The sequence below is a fragment of the Candidatus Tumulicola sp. genome, assembly GCA_035601835.1.
Classification (GTDB): Bacteria; Vulcanimicrobiota; Vulcanimicrobiia; order Eremiobacterales; family Eremiobacteraceae; genus DATNNM01.
In genome coordinates this window covers 1-19,141 of the sequence record DATNNM010000009.1, presented here as the reverse complement: position 1 = coordinate 19,141, position 19,141 = coordinate 1, and the positions used below count along the sequence as shown (strand labels likewise).

Here is a 19,141-nt window from a genome sequence, read left to right as displayed (position 1 = left end):
GCGTCCCAAACGTGGGCATGCTTGCTATATAAGAATCAAAAAATTGGCGTTTTGATTTTTGACTCATTCGCACTCGTGTCGCCTTTCGAACACTGCCGGTAGTCCCGCACCTGCCGCAGCCGACCATTTCGGATCGCATGGCACACGCCGATCCCCCCAAGGATGGCACAACGTGGCCCGATCCGTCTCCGTTGCGGGCGCGCCGAAACCGCCGAAACCGCGCGCGAAATCTCCGGTGCTCCTCCACGTCGTCGCGCCAACGCATGCAATAGAGCAGACGATAACGCCCGACGACCTCACCCCGGACCAAGCCCTCGCCGAGCCCGCGCCCGTTAACGCAGAGCTCGAGCGACGCCTGGCCGAGCGCACGGTCGAACGCGACACCGTCGCTCGAGACGAAGCGCTCACCGAACTTACGCGGACCAACGCTGAGCTCACGCGACGTCTCGCCGAGCGCACGATCGAACGCGACACTGTCGCTCGGGACCAAGCCCTCGCCGAGCTCACGCGCACCAACGCAGAACTGAAGCAGCGTCTCGCTGAGCGCACGATCGAACGCGACGACGTCGCTCGGGACGAAGCACTCACCGAACTCACGCGGACCAACGCCGAGCTGACGCGACGTCTCGCCGAGCGCACGATCGAACGCGACACCGTCGCTCGCGACGAAGCACTCGCCGAGCTCACGCGCACCAACGCAGAACTGAAGCAGCGTCTCGCCGAACGCACGATCGAACGCGACGACGTCGCTCGGGACGAAGCGCTCACCGAGCTGGCGCGCACCAACGCGGAACTCAAGCAACGTCTGGCCGAGCGCACGATCGAACGCGACACCGTCGCGCGAGACGAAGCTCTCGCCGAGCTCACGCGCACCAACGCAGAACTGAAGCAGCGTCTCGCCGAGCGCACGATCGAACGCGATGACGTCGCTCGGGACGAGGCCCTCGCGGAGCTGGCGCGCACCAACGCGGAGCTCAAGCAACGCCTGGCCGAGCGCACGATCGAACGCGACACCGTCGCTCGCGACGAAGCACTCGCCGAGCTCACGCGCACCAACGCAGAACTCAAGCAACGTCTGGCCGAGCGCACGATCGAACGCGACGACGTCGCACGGGACGAAGCGCTCACCGAGCTGGCGCGCACCAACGCGGAACTCAAGCAACGTCTGGCCGAGCGTACGATCGAACGCGATGACGTCGCTCGGGGAAAAGCCACTGCCGAGCTTGTCCGAACGAACATGGCCGAAGAAGAGTTGCATGCGCATGCGGCCGACCTCACAGCTCTTAACGCCGAATTGGAGAGCTTCAGCTATTCGGTTTCCCACGACCTCCGCTCACCGCTTCGCGCCGTTTTGAACTACACGCACTCGATCGAAGAGGACCACGGTTCCCAACTCGACGACGAAGGCCGGCGTCTTCTTTCCGTCGTCGCCAGCGAGGCGTTGCGGATGGGCGATCTCATCGACGACTTGCTCGCCTTTTCGCAACTGGGGCGCCAGCCTTTGGTGAACGCGCCGGTCAACATGACGAGCTTGGCCCGGGAGGTCGCGGCCGAGCAGGCGCTAGCGGCCGGCCAGCTGGCCTCGATCTTCGTCATACCCGACCTTCCCGTCGTGCGCGGTGACCGCGTCCTGCTGCGCCAAGTGTGGGTGAACTTGCTCGCCAACGCGATCAAATACTCGAGCAAGAAAGCAGATCCACAACTGCGCGTTTGGGCGACGCAGGAAGCGTCTCGCGTCGTCTATCACGTGCAAGACGACGGGGTCGGCTTCGACATGAAGTACGCCGATAAGCTCTTCGGCGTCTTTCAGCGCCTTCACCGAAGCGATGAGTTCGAAGGCACCGGAGTGGGCCTCGCAATCGTAAAGCGGATCATCCAACGTCACGGCGGCACGGTTTGGGCCGATGCCCGGCTTGGCGAAGGAGCCACATTCTCATTTGGTTTGCCGATCGGAAATGACAAGTGAACGACTTCGATGACGTTGAGACCCTCCTCGTCGAGGACAGTAAGCACGACGCCGAAATGACGATGCGCGCGTTGAAGAAGGGGAATTTCCTCAACAAGGTGTTTTGGGTCCAGGACGGCGTCGAGGCGTTGGAGTTTCTTCGCTGCGAGGGCGACTTTAAGAGCCGCGATCCGCAGCAACTCCCGAAGTTGATCCTCCTCGACTTGAAGATGCCGCGTCTTGACGGGCTCGACGTCCTGCGCGAGCTGAAGAAGGACGCGCGAACTCGTGCGATTCCGGTCGTTGCAATGACCTCGTCAAATCATACACGCGACATCACCGCGAGCTATCGGCTCGGGGCTAACGGCTATGTCGTCAAGCCGGTGCAGTTCGGGGCGTTCGTCGAGACGGTGGCGCAAATCGGGATGTTCTGGTTGTGCGTCAATCGGACCGAAGTGACGTGAACGCGACCGTCCAAGGCCTCGAGAGCGCCAACGCGCGGTTAAGCGCCGAGCTCGAAGTCGTCAACGCGGATTTGGAGAGCCTCTGCTACTCGGTATCCCACGACCTGCGCGCTCCCGTGCGCGCCGTCATGGGATACGCGCGCGCTGTCGTGGATGACTACGGCTCTGCGCTCGACGAGGAGGGCCGCCGGCTTCTCTCGGTCGTCCAAAGCGAATCGGTGCGCATGGTGGACATGATCGACGCCCTGCTCGCACTTTCGCGCCTCGGCCGCCACGCGATGGAGAGCGTCACGGTCGACATGATGGGCTTGGTCCAAGGGGTCGTGGCCGAACAGTTACAGCTCGCTGGCCGGCCGCAACCGATGGTCGAAGTGGCCGATCTCCAGGCCGTGCGCGGGGACCGCGCGCTGCTCCGCCAAGTGTGGACGACCTTGATCTCCAACGCCGTCAAATACTCGAGCAAGCAATCCGCTCCGCAGCTCCAGGTCTGGGCTGCTCTTGATGCGGCTCGCGTCGTCTATCACGTCCGCGACAACGGGGTCGGATTTGATATGCAGCAAGCCGGCAAGCTCTTCGGTGTCTTCCAAACGCTCCATCGTCGGCCTGAGTTCCCCGGTACCGGCGTCGGGCTTGCCATGGCGAAGCGGATCGTCCAACGCCACGGCGGCACGATCTGGGCCGATGCTCGACTCGGCGATGGCGCTACCTTTTCATTCGGCCTGCCCAAAGAAAGTGTTATATGAACGACTTCGACAATATCGAGATCCTTCTCGTGGAGGACAATCACAACGACGCCGAGATGACGGTGCGCGCGCTGAAGAAGAACAACTTTCTCAATAAGTTGTTCTGGGTTCAGGACGGCGTGGAAGCTTTGGATTTCATCCGTTGCAAGGGGACCTACGAAATCCGAAATCCGCATCAAGTCCCAAAGCTGATTCTGCTCGACCTGAAGATGCCGCGCCTCGACGGGCTGGACGTACTGCGCGATCTGAAGGGGGACGAGAAAACTCGCCGGATTCCGATCGTCGTGATGACCTCGTCAAATCAGGAACGCGACCTTGTCGAGAGCTATCGGCTGGGGGTCAACGGCTTCATCACCAAGCCGATCCAGTTCGGAGATCTTGTGGACTCCGTCGCAAAGATCGGGATGTACTGGCTGATGGTCAACATGGTTCCAAAATAGTGAACGCGATCGCCGAGAGGCTGGCGCCTCTGCCTGACGGCACGATCAAGATCCTCATCATTGATGACTCGCCGATCGACGCCGAATTGGCGACGATGGAATTTCGTCGCGCCGGGGTTGCGACGGAGTGCGTGATCGCCGCGGACAAAGCGGAACTGACCGCCGCACTCACCACCTTTGCCCCCGACGTGATCCTGTGCGATGTCAGCTTCCCGGGCTTCGATGGCTTCACGGCGCAGCGCATCGTTCGAAAGGCGTACCCGAAGACGCCACTGATCTTCGTGTCTGGTACGATCAGCGAAGACCGGGCCGTCACGGCTCTCCAAAGCGGCGCGGTCGACTACGTCTTGAAGTCGAACCTGACGCGTTTAGCGAGCGCCGTACAACGTGCCGTCCGCGACGCCAGGGAACGGAAGCACCTCGAGGGCTCCCTCGAATACTCCGAGACGCGGGCGCGCATAGCGGCTGAACAGGCGGAAGAGCGCTCGCGGCAGCACGCCGAGCGGCTTGAAGAACTGTGGCGACTCGTCAACGATCCGAGCCTGCGCGAAGAAGAGTTGTGGCTTGCCATGCTCGGTCAGGCCGCTGCCGCCATTTGGCCGGGTCAGGCTTCCTGGGGAAACCTATGGCGCGTCGGCGGAACCAATTTGATCGTGGAGGCGCTCAGCGACTCTTCCGAACCCCTTCTCTCTGATTCTCGTGCCCACGCAGGGTCGATCATTCCGATGGAGACGACGGCCATCGGCAGGATCCTGAGAGAGGGCGGCGGTGCGCGATCGTGGGACGACATCCAAGCCAGCGATTATTCGAGCGCGCTCGAGCGCGAAAGCGGCACGCGCGCCTTCGTCGTCACGACGTTCATCGCCGGCGGTGCGACCTGGGGGGTATCCTTTTCATCCGCCAAACCGACAAGCAAGCCATTAGGACCGAACGAACTCGCATACGTCGAAGTTCTCGCGTCATTCTTCGCAAATCACGTGCAACAGCGCTGGCAGTTCGAGCGGATCCAATACCAGGAGTCCCACGATATCCTGACTGGGCTCCTCAACCGATCCCAATTCCGATCGCAAGTCGGTGTGGCAACGCGTGCAAGTTCCCGCTTTGGGGTCATCCTCGTCGACGTCAACGATTTTCACGAAATCAACGAATCGTACGGAACGACGATCGGCGACGCCTTGCTCGTCGAGATCGGCAACGCTCTCTTAAAACGAGCATCTCGCGGCGAGATGGTTGGTCGCGTGGGCGGCGACGTCTTCGCCGTCTATGTCGCGAATCCGATCTCCCTGGAATTCCTCCGCTCTCGAGCGCTGGTCTTCGCGCAGGTCTTCGCACACTCGTTCGCGACCGGCGAGCGTGAAGGAAAGGGACTCATCGCACGCACCGCGTGCCTCGGGGTGTCGCTGGCTCCGGAGGATGGTTCGGACATCGACGCCATCCTTTCGCATGCCGACGCAGCGCTGTTCGCCGCTAAGGAGCTTGGACACGGCTCGGTCATCTTCTACGAGGCCGGCATGGAGGCCAATGCGCAGCACCGCGCCGCGCTTCGGAACGAGATCGGCGAGGCGATCGGCTGCGACCAGTTCACGCTCTATTATCAGCCCCACATCGAGGTGAGCACCGGCGAGGTCACCGGCTGCGAGGCCTTGATCCGCTGGAATCACCCCGTGCGAGGGCTCCTTGCGCCGAGTCATTTCATCCCGTTCGCGGAGCAGAGCGGCATCATCACGAGCATCGACGCCTGGGTGATGCGGAGAGCATTTGCCGACGCCAGGGAGTTGAGCGCTGGGCGGCCCGGCTTCCGACTGTTCTTCAATCTCTCGGGCCGCCAAGCGGGCGATCCGAAGCTGATCCGCGCATTCACCCACGCCGCTCGCAATGGAGTGGCGTTGAGCAACATCGGCGTCGAGATCACCGAATCAGACGCGATGCGAGACGTCGAGGCGACGCGGCGCGTTTGCCGGGCCCTGCGGCGCCTCGGCGTGCAGATCGCGATCGACGATTTCGGTACGGGATATTCCTCGCTATCCTTCCTGAAGCGGTTGCCGATCGACATCGTCAAGATCGATCGGAGCTTCGTCTCCGAACTGCTGAGCGATCCCCACGACCAAGTGATCACCGAAACCATCATCTCCATCGCCGAGCGCTTTGGTTTTAAGTCACTGGCTGAAGGCGTGGAGCGGCCCGAGGAGCTCGAGTGGCTGCGGCAACGCTGCTGCCGTTACGCGCAAGGATTTGCGATTTGTCATCCCTTGCCGCTCGGAGGCTTCACGTCGTGGCTAGCCGCCCGCAGCGCTTAGCTGCTTGGGGGCACGTGACGCTTGGTGCCCAAGAGCATGAAGCGCTCGAGCGCGCGCACCAGCCACATGGCGCGGTGCTCCGAGCGCTCGATCGGGTCCGTGAGGATCGCGCTGATGCCCAACAGTTTGGCGGCGAGCACGTCGGCGAACATCTGGTCTCCGACGACCACCACCTCCGAGCGAGCAACGCGCAGCTGCTTGACGGCTTTGATCACGCCGAACGGCAGCGGTTTGAGCGCGTTGTGCACGTAGGTCACGATGCCCATCAGCTCGGCGATGCTGCTCACCCACGCGCGCACGTTGTTTGACACGATCGCGACTGCCAAGCCCAGCTCTTGCGCCCGCCGGACCCACGCCGCAACCTCCGCCACCGGCTCCTTGAGTCTGTACCCGACGAGCGTATTGTCCAGATCGATGATGATCGCGCGGATCCCCTGAGCCTTCAGTTCGTCAAGCGAAATCGACGTGACGCTTTCGACCCAGCGAAATGGGCGCAGCATCTGGCGGGGGTTGCGAAACCTCACGCTTCGCGTGGGCTATTCTCCGGCACGAAGACGGTGACGGCGCGCGGCACGACCTTGACCACGGCGGGCGTCATCGAGACGATCTCGCCGTCCGCTTCGATCGGCCTCGGCCTGCGCGTTTCAATCTCGAACCTTCGCCCGTGGAGCGTGAACACACAGCGCGACGTGTCGTAGCGGTGGCTTGCCAGCGCCCAGAGCGCCTCGACATACGACCACCAGTGCCGCAGCTCTACGCTGTACAGATCGAGCTTGCGGTCGTCGATCGCCGCGTCATCCGTCGTGACGAAGCCGCCGAAGTTGGTGCTGTTGCCGATCGTGAGCTGCGCCGTTCGCAGGACCTGCTCTTTGCCGTCGCACGTGACGCGCGCTCCAAAGCGGCGCATGCGGCGCAAGATCCAAAGCGCCCGGCCCAAGATGGCAAAAATGCCGAACGTCGCCTTAGCCTCCTTGGAGAGCACCCGCGAAACGGTCGGGCTCATGCCGATGCTCATTTCGCTGAAAAAGTATGTGCCGTTCACGCAACCGACGTCGATGCGCCGCGTATGCGCCTTTGCGATCACGTCGCACGCCTGCTGCAGATCGAGCGGGATGTTCAACGATTTGGCCAGATCGTTGGCGGTGCCGAGCGGTAGAATCCCAAGCGGCAGATCGGTGCCGACGATCCCTTGCAGCACCCTGTTGAGAGTGCCATCACCGCCGGCGCTCACGATCAGGTCAACGGACTTCGCATACTTTCCAATGATTTTCTCAGCATCGTCGCGGGACGAAATCTCAGGCTGCACAAGTTTATAACCGGACGCCCGCAGTGCCTCGACCACCGCATCGGCATCCTCTTGGACCTGGCGCGCCTGCTTATTGAGCACGAGCAGCACGGTTCGGCCCTCGTGTGATGAGCCTGCGGCCTCCGATGTCTTGGGGGCGGTACTGGTCGTCATGAGTTTGCTCCCTATGATATGCCCATGCGCACACTCCCCGAACCGTTTCGCTTGAAAGCTGCGTTCTCAGGAATGGGGGAGTCTTCGGCGTCCAGCCTTTCAGAGGCGTTTTCATGTGGGTAGGATGACGCGATTGGGCGCTCGAAAATAACGACAAATGTTGTGCGACCTTTGCCGCCGGGAATCCCAGCAGATCATACGGGTTGATAGCATCCAAGTATGCCAGTGGTGCGTCAGCAACAAGGTGCTGGAACATGCCTTGGAGGTGCGCGAGAATATCAGGGTGCTCCGCGATGCCGTTGCGACGGCAAGCCTGAGCCATAAAGATGACGTGAAGCGGACGAAGAGCGCTGAGACGAGACTGAAGGCGGCGTACTCGGAACTTGAGGGCGCCATGAAAGAGCTGGCGGCAGTGACCGATGAATCCAACAAGAGTTTAGAGCAATCGCTTGTCGCCGTTTCCAAACTGAAAGAATACCAGACAGAAGAGCAGACGAAGACACGCGAGGCGCGCGACTAACTTCCCATGAGTGACACCAAGCATGTCGTCGCCATCGTGCAGCATCCGCCCGCGATGTACGACCGCGCCGAAACGCTGCGCCGTGCCGTCGGTTGGGTCGACGAAGCGGCGGCAGCCGGCGCCCGACTGATCGTATTTCCAGAGACGTTCATTCCCGGATATCCCGATTGGGTGTGGCGCGTGCCTCCAGAGAACTATAAGCTCAACGCGGCCGTCTTCTCGCGCCTGCTCGCCGGCTCGATCGACCTCGCAAGCGACGATCTCAAGCCGCTGCAGGATGCCGCGGCTCGGCGCAGCGCCACCATCGTATGCGGCATCGACGAGCGCAATGGGGCGTACAGCGGCACCACGCTCTACAACACCATCGTGACGATCGGGCAAGACGGCTCGATCCTCAACCGCCATCGCAAGCTCATGCCTACCAATCCGGAACGCATGGTTTGGGGCATCGGCGATGGCAGCGGCTTGCGCGTCGTGGACACACCCTCCGGCAGAGTCGGCGGCCTCATCTGCTGGGAGAACTACATGCCGCTTGCGCGTTACGCGCTATACGCGCAAGGCGTGCAGATCTACGTGGCGACGACATGGGACCAAGGCGACGGGTGGCTTGCGACCATGCGTCATATCGCGCTGGAGGGCCGCTGCTGGGTCTTGGGCTCGGGCAGCGGGATCCGTTTCAGCGACGTCCCCGCCGATTTTCCGTTCCGCGACGAGATCTACGGTGACGTCAAAGGTGAGTGGATGAACGAGGGCGACTCCGTGGTGGTCAATCCGTTCGGCGAGATCGTCGCCGGGCCGATGCACGAGGCGCAGGGCGTGCTCTACGCGGAGTGCGATCCCGCAAAGGCGATCGCCGCTCGCCGCACGCTCGACACGGCCGGCCATTATAGCAGACCTGACGTCTTCGATTTGAAGATCAATCGCGAGGCGCCGGGTCCCGCCGCGTTCGTCGGCAACGGGTTTGCGGCCACCCGCAAAGCTTAAGACCCCTAGCCGCCCGCCATCGCGCCCACGACCAAAAAAGGCTCCGTCCCCTTCGCGACCGCATCCGGCAGCGCGGTGTCCTGGGCTTCATGTGAGAGATCCTGTTCGCAGGCGTAGAATCTGACGAACGCGCGGCGCTCGTGCGTGACGTGATCGCGTATCGTTCCGCGCAGCATCGGATACCCGCTCTCGAGCGCGTCGAGGACCGCGCGCAGCGTGGCCGGACCCTTGACGTCGAGCTTCACCTCGCCGTCGACGTGCGCCAGCGTGCGCAGATGCGGCGGGAGCACGACGCGGATCATGGCAGCGTCTGGGCCTCGACGGACAGCACTGGTGGAAAGTCTCGAACGATAGGAGCCCAGCTGTCGCCGGCATCGCGCGATCCATAGACCTGCCCGCCGGTCGTGCCGAAGTACACGCCGCACGAATCGAGGGTGTCGACGGACATCGCGTCGCGCAACACGTTGACGTAGCAGTCTTTTTGCGGCAGACCCTTCGTGAGCGCTTCCCACTCGTTTCCGCCCGTGCGGCTGCGATAGACGCGCAGCTTTCCGTCGGGCGGGATGTGCTCGGAATCGCTTTTTATCGGTACGACGTAGATGGTGTTCGGCTCGTGCGCGTGCACGTCGATCGGGAACCCGAAGTCGGTCGGCAGGTTGCCGCTGACTTCTTTCCACGACTCGCCCCCATTGTCGCTGCGCATGACGTCCCAGTGCTTCTGCATGAACAGCACGTCTGGACGCGAGCGATGCATGGCGAGGCGGTGAACGCAGTGGCCGACCTCGGCATTCGGGTCGGGGATCTGTTCGGAACGCAGCCCGCGGTTTATCGGCCGCCAGGTCTTGCCGGCGTCGTCGCTTCGAAACGCGCCCGCCGCAGAGATGGCGATGAACATCCGCTGAGGATGACTCGGGTCGACAATGATCGTGTGTAGGCACATCCCTCCGGCGCCCGGCTGCCAGGCGCGCGCCGAGTCGTGTTGGCGCAGCCCGGGAAGCTCCTGCCAGGTTTTACCGGCGTCGCTTGAGCGGAACAAGGCGGCATCTTCCACCCCGGCATAGACCGTGTCCGGATCGGCCAGTGAAGGCTCGAGATGCCAGACGCGCTTGAACTCCCACGGGTGCGGCGTGCCGTCGTACCACAAGTGCGTGCCGGTGGCGCCGTCGTACACGAATTCACTTCCGACTTGCTCCCAGGTCTTGCCGCCGTCGTTGGAGCGCTGTATGACCTGTCCGAACCAGCCGCTCGACTGAGACGCATACAGGCGATTCGGGTCAGCAGGCGATCCCTTGACGTGGTAGATCTCCCAACCGGTGAAGTGGGGACCGCTGATGTCCCAGCGTTCGCGTTTTCCGTCCGATGTCAGGACGAACGCGCCCTTTCGTGTGCCAACCAGCAGCCTTACTCCGCTCATGCATTGCTCCTTTACGAGGTGACCCGTTCTTCGCGGCCAACGACACTCGGCCTCCCGGACCGCGAAGAGGGTAGGCAGGGCGGTATGCGCGAAGGCCGCGCGCTCTCATCGTAAAGGAGCCGTGCCATGCCAGTGGTCGTCGGAATTTTCCCCAGCAACTCCGCCGTCGAGAAGCTCACCGACTCGCTCAAGCAGGGTGGACTCGATCCGGCCCGCCTCACCGTCATCTCGGGCGACGAAGCTTCCGGCAAGCTCATCTCCAGCGGCGTGCAATTCGTTTTGAGCGGCGAGGCCGAAGAAACGACCCTCGCCGGCGGCACCGGCATCATCACGAGCCACGGCGGACCGGACGTGCCGGGTCTGTCGAAGCTTAGCACCGACGTCGGAGAGATCGAGGAGGCGCCCGAGCTCGAGGCGCTCTCAGACCTCAATGTGCCGGATGGCCGCACCGATGATTACGCCGAGGCGCTCGAGAACGGGCGCGCCATCGCCGGCTATTACGCGGATGATGCCGACAAGGTCAAAGGCCTTTTCACGTCCGCCGGCGCGACCTCGGTCGAAGTCTTCTAATACTGAAGGTGGATGTCGCTCCACTTGCCGGAAAACGTCGGGCTATCTTGCGTGAGCGGTTGCCATTCCTGATGGCTCGGGGCGTAGCTGATCACGCTCGAAAAAGGCACGCCCGCCTGGCCCGGCCCAGTCACCCGGATGTCGAACTCCGACTTGTCGCCGTAATGCCCAGGCGTCATCACCCTCTCGTATACTCCAGGGCCGACCTGCGCCCACGGCGGGGGATAGCCGGAAGTATCGGGCCCGCTTTGTGAAGGCGGGGCAAGCGTGCTTGCAACCACGTGGTAGTTATTTGCATTTGCGAGAATCGTTTCGCGCGCATTGCGGATGTTGAAGATCGTCTGTCCGATATCGCCCATGCGGCCGATCGCCGAATCCATCGAAGGCAATCCCGGGATCGTGCTCGACAAGGTGTTCCACTGACCCTGGACCTGTTCGATGAAACTGCCCGCCGCCAAGGCGCGGAAATCCGGGATGAGCGCGTCGAAGAGCTGGCGCGATGCGAGCGGCAATTCATCGTAGCGCATGCCTGCCTGCATGGCCCATGAGAGCGATTGGAGCTGCTGGAAGTCCACGTTTTTCCCGGACGCGCGCGCGTACATGGCGGCCAGGAGGTTGCCGCGCGTGCCGCGCAGCGGGCCCATCAACCATAACGCTCGGCTGCCGCCGTGCCGATGGATGTCGGTGCAATATACGCGCGTCTCAAGCGCGTAATCGCCGGGTGGCAGGTTGACGATGCCGGTGCTCGAGTGAGCGAGCTGCCCCTGGATGAGTTGCCGGATTCTGGCGACACTAGCGGCGTCGCTGGCCGGTGCGAACGGCGCGCCCGGCAGCGTGTTCGTGTTCGGGTACAGCGCGCTCCAGTCCAAAAGAATCGGCTGGTTGGCGCGCACCCACGGCGCCATCTGCTTGATGGCCGCATTGATCGCCACGGTTTGCGGATCGATGCCGGGTACGCCCGGAATGCCCGGGATCGGAAACCCGACCGCTCGGCCGCCAATGAGGATGGACGAGACAGCGGCCGCAGCCGCCGCAAAAGCTAAAATGCGGTGCATTTTCATTGCGGGTACCTCACGGGTTAGATTAGGGCGGGTTTACGCCGAGGTCCTGCCAAGCGATCACGAAGTATAGATTCGTGTCCGGGAAAAACGGCGGCGGCACGACCGCGGCGCGCGCGTCATAGCGGTATTGATCCGCGTAGCCCTTTTGGTTGGCGCCGCCGATGGGGTCGCCCTGGAAACCGGGGATGTTCTCGACCAGGCTTCCATAGATGGTCCAATCGCCCAAGTTGCCCGAGGAGGCGATGTCGGGGTTGTACCACGTGCCGTCGCCGCACGGACTCGACCCTGACGTCGTCGTGCATTCACCATTGGACCCCGTCAGCAGGTTGCCGTCGAACTCGACGTTTTGATCGACCTTGTCCTTGATCAGCACGTCGTTGGCCCAGACGCCGAGCATGTCGGTCGAGGCCGGGTCGATGCGCGGATCGTCTCGGTACTTCAGGTTGCCGAGCAGCGAGATCGTCTCGCCGTTCACCGGCGGATCGGGCGTGCCCAGGGTGAATTGGCCGTGCATGTAATCGGTCGTGCCGTTCTGCCCCAAATTGACGCTGCCGTCGACGAAGATGGCGCCGTTGGCCTGGTGTCCTGCAGACGCGTTGACCTGCTGACCGTTGGGCAATCCGGTGTAGGTGAGCGTGCTCGTCGGGCTCGACACCCCCGGTCGTCCGGGAGGCGCGTAATAGTTCACCGTCGTCTGATTCGAACTGAAATTGAGATTGACCGTGTACGAGCCGGGGATCGAGTTCGGGTCACCGGCGACCGGCGTGAAGGTGAAGGTCTGGTTGTTGCCCGGATCCACGTTGGGGGATTGCGCCTGCGAGGTCATGTTTACGTCGCCGTAGATGTACAGCCCGCTTGCGATCGCGCTGCTCGGCCCTGCCGAGTTGGCAAGCGACTGATTCACGTACAAACCTTTGCCTGAAGACGGCGCGACGTAGCCGCTCGACTGCGTCAGGCTGGAACTATTGCCCGCCCAGGCCTCGCTCGCGAGAATGAAATTCTTGTCCGCGCCCGGCAGCTGCAGCCCGTTCGGATCGACCAAAAAATCCGGCTTGCCGCCCTGTAGAACGTTGTGCCAAGCGCCGTCGGGACTCGGCGTGGCCGAATCTGGCGAGCTTGATCCTGCCGGCGCCTGGTCGTTCCAAATCGGGACTTGAGCCGTGCGGACCTTGCCGAGGAAGATCGGCAGAAGCCCCGGAGTCGAGCTGTAGTTGATGTGCATCGGGCCGCCGGAATACACCGGTCCCGTGATCGCCTCGTCCTGGATGTAATAGTGCTGACAGCGCCCGCCGCCGTTCTTGAAACACTCGGAGATCGTGAAGTTGCCCCAGTACGAATAGGGCACCGTCTCGAGGATGGCGCGCACGTAGCGGACGTTGCCGCCGGCTTGGCCGCGCGACGTCACGAGAAAATACTTGTTGCTCGAATTCCACGTCTTCTCGAGCGTGACCGTATACGCCATGCCCTGCGGATCCGACGAAGACGTGGTGTACGTGTAGCTGGACGCCGGGTTGCCGGCCGTCACTTCCATCTGCTCCGTGAATTCCTGAATGCCGGCATCGGCCGCGTACAGCGCGCGATTGTCGAAGCCGCGGTTGCCGACGTCACTGAGGTCGCCGGCGATCTGGACCAGCAGCGCGCCGATGAGGATCAACATGACGACCGACATCAGCAGCGCGGTGACGAAGGCGATGCCCCGTTGCGCGGGAGCGTGGATGCGTTTGTTTTTCATGGATAGTAACTCACATAGACAGACGAGGTGAGTTTAAAGGATTGGGCCGTTGATTGGTTGCCGCTGGCCGGCGACGTCACCGTCAGATCGAATTCGTATTCGCTGCCTTTCGGCGTGACGACGAAATTCGTGACGTTTTGGCCGATGACTTCCGGCGCCGGCGACGGTCCCACAAAGGTCGCGGCGACGACGTATTGGTTGAGGTGCCTCGAGGCGGCGTCGTACGAGATGATCACGCGATCGTACGCTGGGGTCGGGCGCCCGTTCGTGACCGGGATCGAGCCGGGAGAGCCGCGCAGATCGCGAGCGCGATAGAAGGCGACGCTCGTGTCCTGGCTGCCCGTTTGATCCGAGGGCTGGCAGGTGCCGGGGCACAGCGGCGACACGACCGGCTGTTGCGACGTCGGGTTGTCGGTTTGATCCGGCATCGCTTGACGGAACTCGTCGGTGACTCGCGTCATGACGACCCGAGCGGTGCGCTCGGCATCCAGCTGCTGCGAAGAGCGCGAAAAATGCGACCACACCTGCGGGAACTCGACCGCGGTAAGGGCCAGCACCAGGGCGAGGATCGTCAGACTCACCATGAGCTCGACGAGCGTAAATCCGGCGGTTGCGGAGGTCTTACCCAAGGCGCTTCTCCGTCACGACCTTATACACGCTGCTTCGTCCGTCCACGTTGGTGTAGATCCATATCGTGATGGTCGCGTCGTACGGGAAGTTGGAACCGGCGCTGTAATCCTTGACGTCGGCACGCCACATGAACTTCCATTGGAAATCTCGTCCGGTGCCTTTGTAGTTCTGAAGGTACGAGAGGTCGCCGCACGCATAGCCCGGCTCCCAGGCCTGCTGATCTTTGCTCTTCGATGTGTCATAGCTATCGTTGTAGGCGTTGACGTTCTGGCCGGGTCCAGGAGGCACGCCGAGGCCGCACGGCTGCCCTGGAACAACGTTCCAGCAGTTGCTGCCTGTGCTGCAGCCGTTGGGTCCGTACTCGTCCCAGAAAAGCGGATCGCGCCGGACGTTCTCCAGCAGCGCGTTGGCGATGGAGATCGCCTGCGTGTGTTCTGCTGCAGTGTTCGCGGCCTGCGTAGCGATGATCGCACCGGCGGCCCATGTGAGGAAGACGAAGACCAACAGGGCAGCGGCCAGCAAGACCTCGACCAGCGTTGACCCGCGCTTATTCAAAAGACGAATCACCCTTCCATCATAATGTGTCACGGGAGGTTTTATAGACTTCGGCTCGGCTATCCGGCAAAACTGCAAGCGCCGTCACACTTCGTGCGACGGGCTATTCCGATGCGAGGGACGCCTGAGGACCTACAGCTTGACTTCGATGTTGAGGATGGCGTCGATCGGCTGCTTGGTGAACGCGTTGCCGTACGGATACTTCACAAGCCGCTGGATCGGATCGCCGGGATTGTAGATGTTCCCCACCGGAGGCAAGTGACCGGAGATCGTGTCGTAGCCGCACGCCGCGCCGCTGTCCTTGGTCCAGGGCATTGCGTCGCCGCCGCTGCAGGTCACGAACAAGTTCACCAGCGTCAGCTTGTACGAGACGCGTCTCGATGCTTCGTAGCCGATTTGCGCGTGGCCCGAGAAGAACGACGGTTCGCGGAATGCGCCCGGCGCGTCGAAGTTGCCGCTGAACTGATCGGGGATGACCATCGTCCCCGAGCAGGTCGTGGCGTCATATGGATTGCCCGAGGTGCTGCCGGGCGGATAGCGCGGATCGCCGGCCAGCGGAGCGGCGAGCGGCCCGCACATGGATGGATTGATCCCGATCTGCTGCTGCGGCGAACCGTAGCGGCTGCCTGCGATGTATTGGAACACCGGTGCGAACGTCCAGCGGTTGTGCCGGTAGTTGAACAGCAGCGTTGCGTATGACGGCACCCCGAAGCTAGCGGACGAGAGCTGGGTCCCCGTCGGCACGATATGGTACGTCACGTACGATCCGTTGGGATCCAGCAGCGCTCGGGCCGGCGCGTTGAAGTACGGATTGGCGACGGTGCCGATGCCCGTGCAGGTCGGATCGGGCGGCCCGGGCGAGCTCACCGAGCCGGGCGAGAAGCATGGCGACGCGTTGGCGTTGCCGTTGACGCCGCACAGGCTCGCCGGGTTGGTGGAAGGCGTCGCGCTCGAGCACGCGGAGGTGAACGAGTTGTAGAGCTGGATCGAGGCGTTCGCCGGCGTGAGCAGCGTCGAGCCGTTCGCCAACGTGTCGTAATGCACGCGGCTGTACGTGTACGTGTACGCCAACTGCACGGAGAGCCCGTTGTTCGCGAGGTCGCCCTTGGTGAGCACGAACTCGAGGCCGGAAGCGTTCTGATGTCCGGCATTGATGCCGGAGAACGTGCCGGTCGAAGGATTGACGAAGAATTGCTGCTCTTGATCGTGAGTGGTGCGGTAGAACGGCGTCAGCTTGAACGCGACGTCGCTCTTGCCGAACCGGTGTTCCCACGATGCGTCGAGATTGTAGGAGACCGGAGGACGGATGTCGTGTTCGGGTGTCTTGAACCCGAACGCGTAGAAGAGCGGGCCGATGAAGCCCGGCAGATCGTTCTGCAGGGTGTTGTACTGTTCGAACTGGGTCTCCGGCGGCAGCGCGTACTTGCCGTACGAGAAGCGGATCACGTCGTTCTCGCCCGCGGTGAACGTGCCGCCGAAGCGCGGCTCGAGCTGCGTGAACGTCACGGACGAACCGCCCGCGGTGGAATTGGTCAAGGTCGCCGGCTGCAGCGCGCCTGCGGGAATGCCGGGCCCGGAGATGGCCGCGCACGGAGTTCCTGGTGCCGCGCCGATCAACGTCTCGTCGATCGGATTGCCGCCGTTGATGCCGGGGTTCACGCACATCACGTTATTCCAAGCGTTGAACCAAAAGGCGCGCGACGCGCCGCCTGCAGTGGGCGGCATGTTGAACTGGAAGCGATCGAAACGCAGGCCGAGATTGAAATGCAAGCGGGTCGACGGCGTCCACTGATCCGATGCGGACAGCGACGTGAAGCGCGGCGAAACGCCATTGACTTGGCCGGAGGGTCCGCTCTCCACCGCAAGCCATTCAAAACCCGTCGGCGGCGGAATAAAGGGTCCGCCATACGTCAGGAACTTCTGGGTCAAGAAAGGCGAAGGCGAACCGGTCATGCACGACACCGGAACCGGCGCCACGGGGAAGATGAGATTCATCGCGTAGCACGTGCCGTTGGTGGGCGCCGAGACGCTGACCAACGCCGCGAACACCGTCTGCGGCGACGGGAAGAACGGCGCGCCCGGCGTCGAGTTAGTCATCTGCGTATTGTCGAAGAAGGTCGTGTTCGCCGACGTGTACGATGCCTGGAGATCGAACAGATGGCGCGGGCTGATCTGCGCGGCGTACTCGGCCGAGAAGCCGCGCTCGTGCGTGAACAACTCGCGGTCGAGCGAGTTGCTGATATACAACTGCCCCGTGCTGTTCGGGCTGTGCACGAACCAATCCGAGTAGTCGGTGAAGCCGTAGACGCGCACGTAGGCGGCCGGGCTGAAATTGTGCTGGTATTGCACCTTGAAGATGCTCTGCCCGTTCGAGACGCCGTCGCGCTTGCTCCCCGCGATCTGGCCGTTGGCGCCGAACGCCGCTTCGCTTGGGAACACATACGGGATCATATTGTCGATCGCACCGAACGGCGCGCCGCTTGCAGGCATGAGCAGCGCGCCCGTGTACTGGAAGCCGGCCTGGATGGTCGGATAGGCATACGTCGGCGGTGGCGCCATGGAGTTCGTGTGGGCGCCGAGTTGCGCGCCGGCCGCACTCCAAAACGGTACCCCGCCCCAGTCGTTGAACGACGAGTATTCGCTCGTGAAGATCGCCGACGTGTCGTACAGGACCTGGACGTCGTCATTGATCCCCTGGCCGTGCGGAAAACCGAAGTGGAGGTTGACCATGCTTTCGCGATCGGTGATGCGCGAGTTCTTGCCCATGTTGTACGGCCCCAGGATATAGCCGCCCGGGCCGACCGGCAGTGCGTTGAAAAAACCGTGGTTCGCATAGCAGCCCGCGAAGTTCGAGCCGTTGGGCAGCGGCGGGCAGCCCGGCGCGCCGACCGGACTGTTCGGGCCGAGCGCGAAATTGGCGAGATCGAACGGCTGACCAAAGGTTTGAGAGAAGAACGGCCCGTTGAACTGATCGACGTAGCGATAATCTTGGTCGAAGCCGCCGGTCGCGGCGTAATAACTGAAGCGATGGTCCGGCGTTGCCCCGCCAACCTCGAAATTCAGCTTATTGTATAGCGCTGGGGCGCCGACGCCGAAGGTCACGTCCGCGAAACCCGGATACGTGCCCGTGCGCACGACCTGGTTGATATAGCCGGACAGACCGTGCGACTGCGCGTCGGCCGGTGCTCCGCCGGTGTAGATCTGGAGCTGCTGCTGGCCGAGCGTCGCCAGATTGGTGGTCGTGATGTTGTCGAAGAAGCGATTCAGCGGCACGCCATCCAGCTCGTAGCCGACCTCGGTGAAGTCCCCGCCGCGCAGAAAGATGGGCTGGTTCCAGCCGGTTTGGAACGGCGGCACGAACGTGCCGGGGCTGGCCGCGATGGCGGAATACGCAAAATCGAGATTGCCGCCGCCGCCGAGTGCGACGAGTTTGGAGCCGAGGCGCTGGTTGACCGAATACACGTTTTGCACGGTGCCGGCGCGCACCAGACTCGGACTGGCCGAGACGTTCACCGTGCCCAGCGTCTTGGTCTCGCTCTCCAACACCAGCCGAAGCGCCTGCGTGTTGTCGGCGAAGACCTCAACGCCCGGTTGCGAGACCGCATGGAATCCCGCTTTGGTCGCGGTGACCGCGTATACGTCCGGTAGCAGCGAGACGAAGGTGAAGTGGCCGCGTGTGTCCGTGAGCGTGGATTCGTTCTCAGCGGCGGAAGTCACGGTGATCTTGGCATCGGCGACCGGGACTTGGCCGCCGGTCACGACGTCGCCGACCAGCGCGCCGGTGGTTCCCGCGAGAGAAAGGGCCGGCGGCGCCGCGAAAAGCATTGCGAGCAGAGCGACGCAGGTCAAACGAAAAATCATGCGTGGTCCTCCAAGCCTGTCGAGAAAAGTTGCGCCGTCATGTACCCACGGACCTTTAGGTCCGTGAATTCCGTTCTTCCAGCCCCGCAAGCGCCTCGATGGTCTCGCGGAAGAACGTCGCCTGAAACGCGACCATATCGCGCACGAGCGGGAACTGCGGGTGCGCTCGCTTTTCGGTCAGCCGGTAGCGTCCCGTGTCAAGAACCAGTGTGCCCAAACGGACCATGCCCATGATGGCTGCGCGCGCCATTCGCTCCGGATTCGCTTGCAGTTCTGGATCAACGCGCGCGCCGGACGGCAGGCTTTGCACTCGGCTTGAGACCGCTTGCACTGCTTCGTCCGCATCGAAGGAGCCGTGCCCGTCAAGGATCCAGGCGCACAGCACCTGACTGACGGTGATGGGCCGCGCCGCTTTTAACGACGCGCGCAAATCGTCCGGATCGGCGGGCTCGCGCAGATTGTAGAG

18 protein-coding genes are annotated in these 19,141 nt (G+C 62.8%); 8 read left to right on the top strand and 10 right to left on the bottom strand.

What is annotated here, in order from left to right:
- The first annotated feature begins 172 nt into the window (after nt 1-172).
- From VN934_03455 to VN934_03435, 5 genes are read left to right on the top strand one after another with little or no spacing between them, the layout of a single operon-like run.
- Nucleotides 173-1,966 (top strand): ATP-binding protein, encoded by a 1,794-nt coding sequence (locus tag VN934_03455; protein HXM17848.1) that lies wholly within the window; start codon nt 173-175, stop codon nt 1,964-1,966.
- Nucleotides 1,963-2,409: a response regulator gene (locus tag VN934_03450; protein HXM17847.1), complete on the top strand. Its 447-nt coding sequence runs from the start codon at nt 1,963-1,965 to the stop codon at nt 2,407-2,409. The genes VN934_03455 and VN934_03450 overlap by 4 nt, the downstream gene beginning before the upstream one ends.
- The gene (locus VN934_03445; protein HXM17846.1) at nt 2,406-3,152 is read left to right on the top strand and encodes an ATP-binding protein; all 747 of its coding nucleotides are present in this window, start codon (nt 2,406-2,408) and stop codon (nt 3,150-3,152) included. The genes VN934_03450 and VN934_03445 overlap by 4 nt, the downstream gene beginning before the upstream one ends.
- Nucleotides 3,149-3,592 (top strand): response regulator, encoded by a 444-nt coding sequence (locus VN934_03440; GenBank protein ID HXM17845.1) that lies wholly within the window; start codon nt 3,149-3,151, stop codon nt 3,590-3,592. The genes VN934_03445 and VN934_03440 overlap by 4 nt, the downstream gene beginning before the upstream one ends.
- Nucleotides 3,592-5,889: a GGDEF domain-containing response regulator gene (locus VN934_03435; protein ID HXM17844.1), complete on the top strand. Its 2,298-nt coding sequence runs from the start codon at nt 3,592-3,594 to the stop codon at nt 5,887-5,889. The genes VN934_03440 and VN934_03435 overlap by 1 nt, the downstream gene beginning before the upstream one ends.
- Here VN934_03435 and VN934_03430 read toward each other — a convergent pair.
- Nucleotides 5,886-6,413: a YqeG family HAD IIIA-type phosphatase gene (locus VN934_03430; protein HXM17843.1), complete on the bottom strand. Its 528-nt coding sequence runs from the start codon at nt 6,411-6,413 to the stop codon at nt 5,886-5,888. The two genes, VN934_03435 and VN934_03430, sit on opposite strands and share 4 nt — an antisense overlap.
- Nucleotides 6,410-7,348, bottom strand: coding sequence for a lipid kinase (locus VN934_03425; GenBank protein HXM17842.1), 939 nt, complete (start codon nt 7,346-7,348; stop codon nt 6,410-6,412). The genes VN934_03430 and VN934_03425 overlap by 4 nt, the downstream gene beginning before the upstream one ends.
- Before the next feature lie 157 nt (nt 7,349-7,505).
- Between VN934_03425 and VN934_03420 the strand changes: the two genes are divergently transcribed.
- Together VN934_03420 and VN934_03415 are read left to right on the top strand one after the other, a co-directional pair.
- Nucleotides 7,506-7,868, top strand: a complete 363-nt coding sequence (locus tag VN934_03420) for a hypothetical protein (GenBank protein ID HXM17841.1) — start codon at nt 7,506-7,508, stop codon at nt 7,866-7,868.
- 6 nt (nt 7,869-7,874) lie between these two features.
- Entirely contained in the window at nt 7,875-8,852 is a 978-nt protein-coding gene (locus VN934_03415) for a carbon-nitrogen hydrolase family protein (protein HXM17840.1), read from the top strand.
- Nucleotides 8,853-8,857: 5 nt separating this feature from the next.
- On the opposite strand, the gene VN934_03410 is transcribed toward VN934_03415, so the two are convergent.
- Both VN934_03410 and VN934_03405 read right to left on the bottom strand, forming a co-directional pair.
- Nucleotides 8,858-9,154: a MoaD/ThiS family protein gene (locus tag VN934_03410; GenBank protein ID HXM17839.1), complete on the bottom strand. Its 297-nt coding sequence runs from the start codon at nt 9,152-9,154 to the stop codon at nt 8,858-8,860.
- Nucleotides 9,151-10,266, bottom strand: coding sequence for a hypothetical protein (locus tag VN934_03405; protein ID HXM17838.1), 1,116 nt, complete (start codon nt 10,264-10,266; stop codon nt 9,151-9,153). The genes VN934_03410 and VN934_03405 overlap by 4 nt, the downstream gene beginning before the upstream one ends.
- A 126-nt stretch (nt 10,267-10,392) precedes the next feature.
- Here VN934_03405 and VN934_03400 point away from each other — a divergent pair, with 126 nt between their 5' ends.
- Nucleotides 10,393-10,836 carry a hypothetical protein gene (locus VN934_03400; GenBank protein ID HXM17837.1) on the top strand — a complete coding sequence of 148 codons (444 nt, stop codon included), beginning with the start codon at nt 10,393-10,395 and terminating at the stop codon, nt 10,834-10,836.
- Here the strand turns inward: VN934_03400 and VN934_03395 are convergent.
- The 6 genes from VN934_03395 to VN934_03370 form a co-directional block, all read right to left on the bottom strand.
- Nucleotides 10,833-11,897 carry a hypothetical protein gene (locus VN934_03395; GenBank protein HXM17836.1) on the bottom strand — a complete coding sequence of 355 codons (1,065 nt, stop codon included), beginning with the start codon at nt 11,895-11,897 and terminating at the stop codon, nt 10,833-10,835. The genes VN934_03400 and VN934_03395 overlap by 4 nt on opposite strands.
- A gap of 22 nt (nt 11,898-11,919) precedes the next feature.
- Nucleotides 11,920-13,629 carry a hypothetical protein gene (locus tag VN934_03390; GenBank protein ID HXM17835.1) on the bottom strand — a complete coding sequence of 570 codons (1,710 nt, stop codon included), beginning with the start codon at nt 13,627-13,629 and terminating at the stop codon, nt 11,920-11,922.
- Nucleotides 13,626-14,258 carry a type II secretion system protein gene (locus tag VN934_03385; protein ID HXM17834.1) on the bottom strand — a complete coding sequence of 211 codons (633 nt, stop codon included), beginning with the start codon at nt 14,256-14,258 and terminating at the stop codon, nt 13,626-13,628. The genes VN934_03390 and VN934_03385 overlap by 4 nt, the downstream gene beginning before the upstream one ends.
- Nucleotides 14,251-14,814 carry a hypothetical protein gene (locus tag VN934_03380; protein HXM17833.1) on the bottom strand — a complete coding sequence of 188 codons (564 nt, stop codon included), beginning with the start codon at nt 14,812-14,814 and terminating at the stop codon, nt 14,251-14,253. The genes VN934_03385 and VN934_03380 overlap by 8 nt, the downstream gene beginning before the upstream one ends.
- Before the next feature lie 132 nt (nt 14,815-14,946).
- Nucleotides 14,947-18,675 (bottom strand): carboxypeptidase regulatory-like domain-containing protein, encoded by a 3,729-nt coding sequence (locus VN934_03375; GenBank protein ID HXM17832.1) that lies wholly within the window; start codon nt 18,673-18,675, stop codon nt 14,947-14,949.
- A 55-nt stretch (nt 18,676-18,730) separates the two neighbouring features.
- A partial coding sequence (locus VN934_03370; GenBank protein ID HXM17831.1) for a hypothetical protein occupies nt 18,731-19,141 on the bottom strand: 411 nt, incomplete at its 5' end.

What these genes read in the sequence shown, in the direction of transcription:
- VN934_03440 (HXM17845.1), top strand. Translation starts at nt 3,149, where the DNA reads ATGAACGACTTCGACAATATCGAGATCCTTCTCGTGGAGGACAATCAC.
- VN934_03425 (HXM17842.1), bottom strand. Translation starts at nt 7,348, where the DNA reads ATGACGACCAGTACCGCCCCCAAGACATCGGAGGCCGCAGGCTCATCA.
- VN934_03420 (HXM17841.1), top strand. Translation starts at nt 7,506, where the DNA reads ATGTTGTGCGACCTTTGCCGCCGGGAATCCCAGCAGATCATACGGGTT.
- VN934_03415 (HXM17840.1), top strand. Translation starts at nt 7,875, where the DNA reads ATGAGTGACACCAAGCATGTCGTCGCCATCGTGCAGCATCCGCCCGCG.
- VN934_03410 (HXM17839.1), bottom strand. Translation starts at nt 9,154, where the DNA reads ATGATCCGCGTCGTGCTCCCGCCGCATCTGCGCACGCTGGCGCACGTC.
- VN934_03405 (HXM17838.1), bottom strand. Translation starts at nt 10,266, where the DNA reads ATGAGCGGAGTAAGGCTGCTGGTTGGCACACGAAAGGGCGCGTTCGTC.
- VN934_03400 (HXM17837.1), top strand. Translation starts at nt 10,393, where the DNA reads ATGCCAGTGGTCGTCGGAATTTTCCCCAGCAACTCCGCCGTCGAGAAG.
- VN934_03395 (HXM17836.1), bottom strand. Translation starts at nt 11,897, where the DNA reads ATGAAAATGCACCGCATTTTAGCTTTTGCGGCGGCTGCGGCCGCTGTC.
- VN934_03390 (HXM17835.1), bottom strand. Translation starts at nt 13,629, where the DNA reads ATGAAAAACAAACGCATCCACGCTCCCGCGCAACGGGGCATCGCCTTC.
- VN934_03375 (HXM17832.1), bottom strand. Translation starts at nt 18,675, where the DNA reads ATGATTTTTCGTTTGACCTGCGTCGCTCTGCTCGCAATGCTTTTCGCG.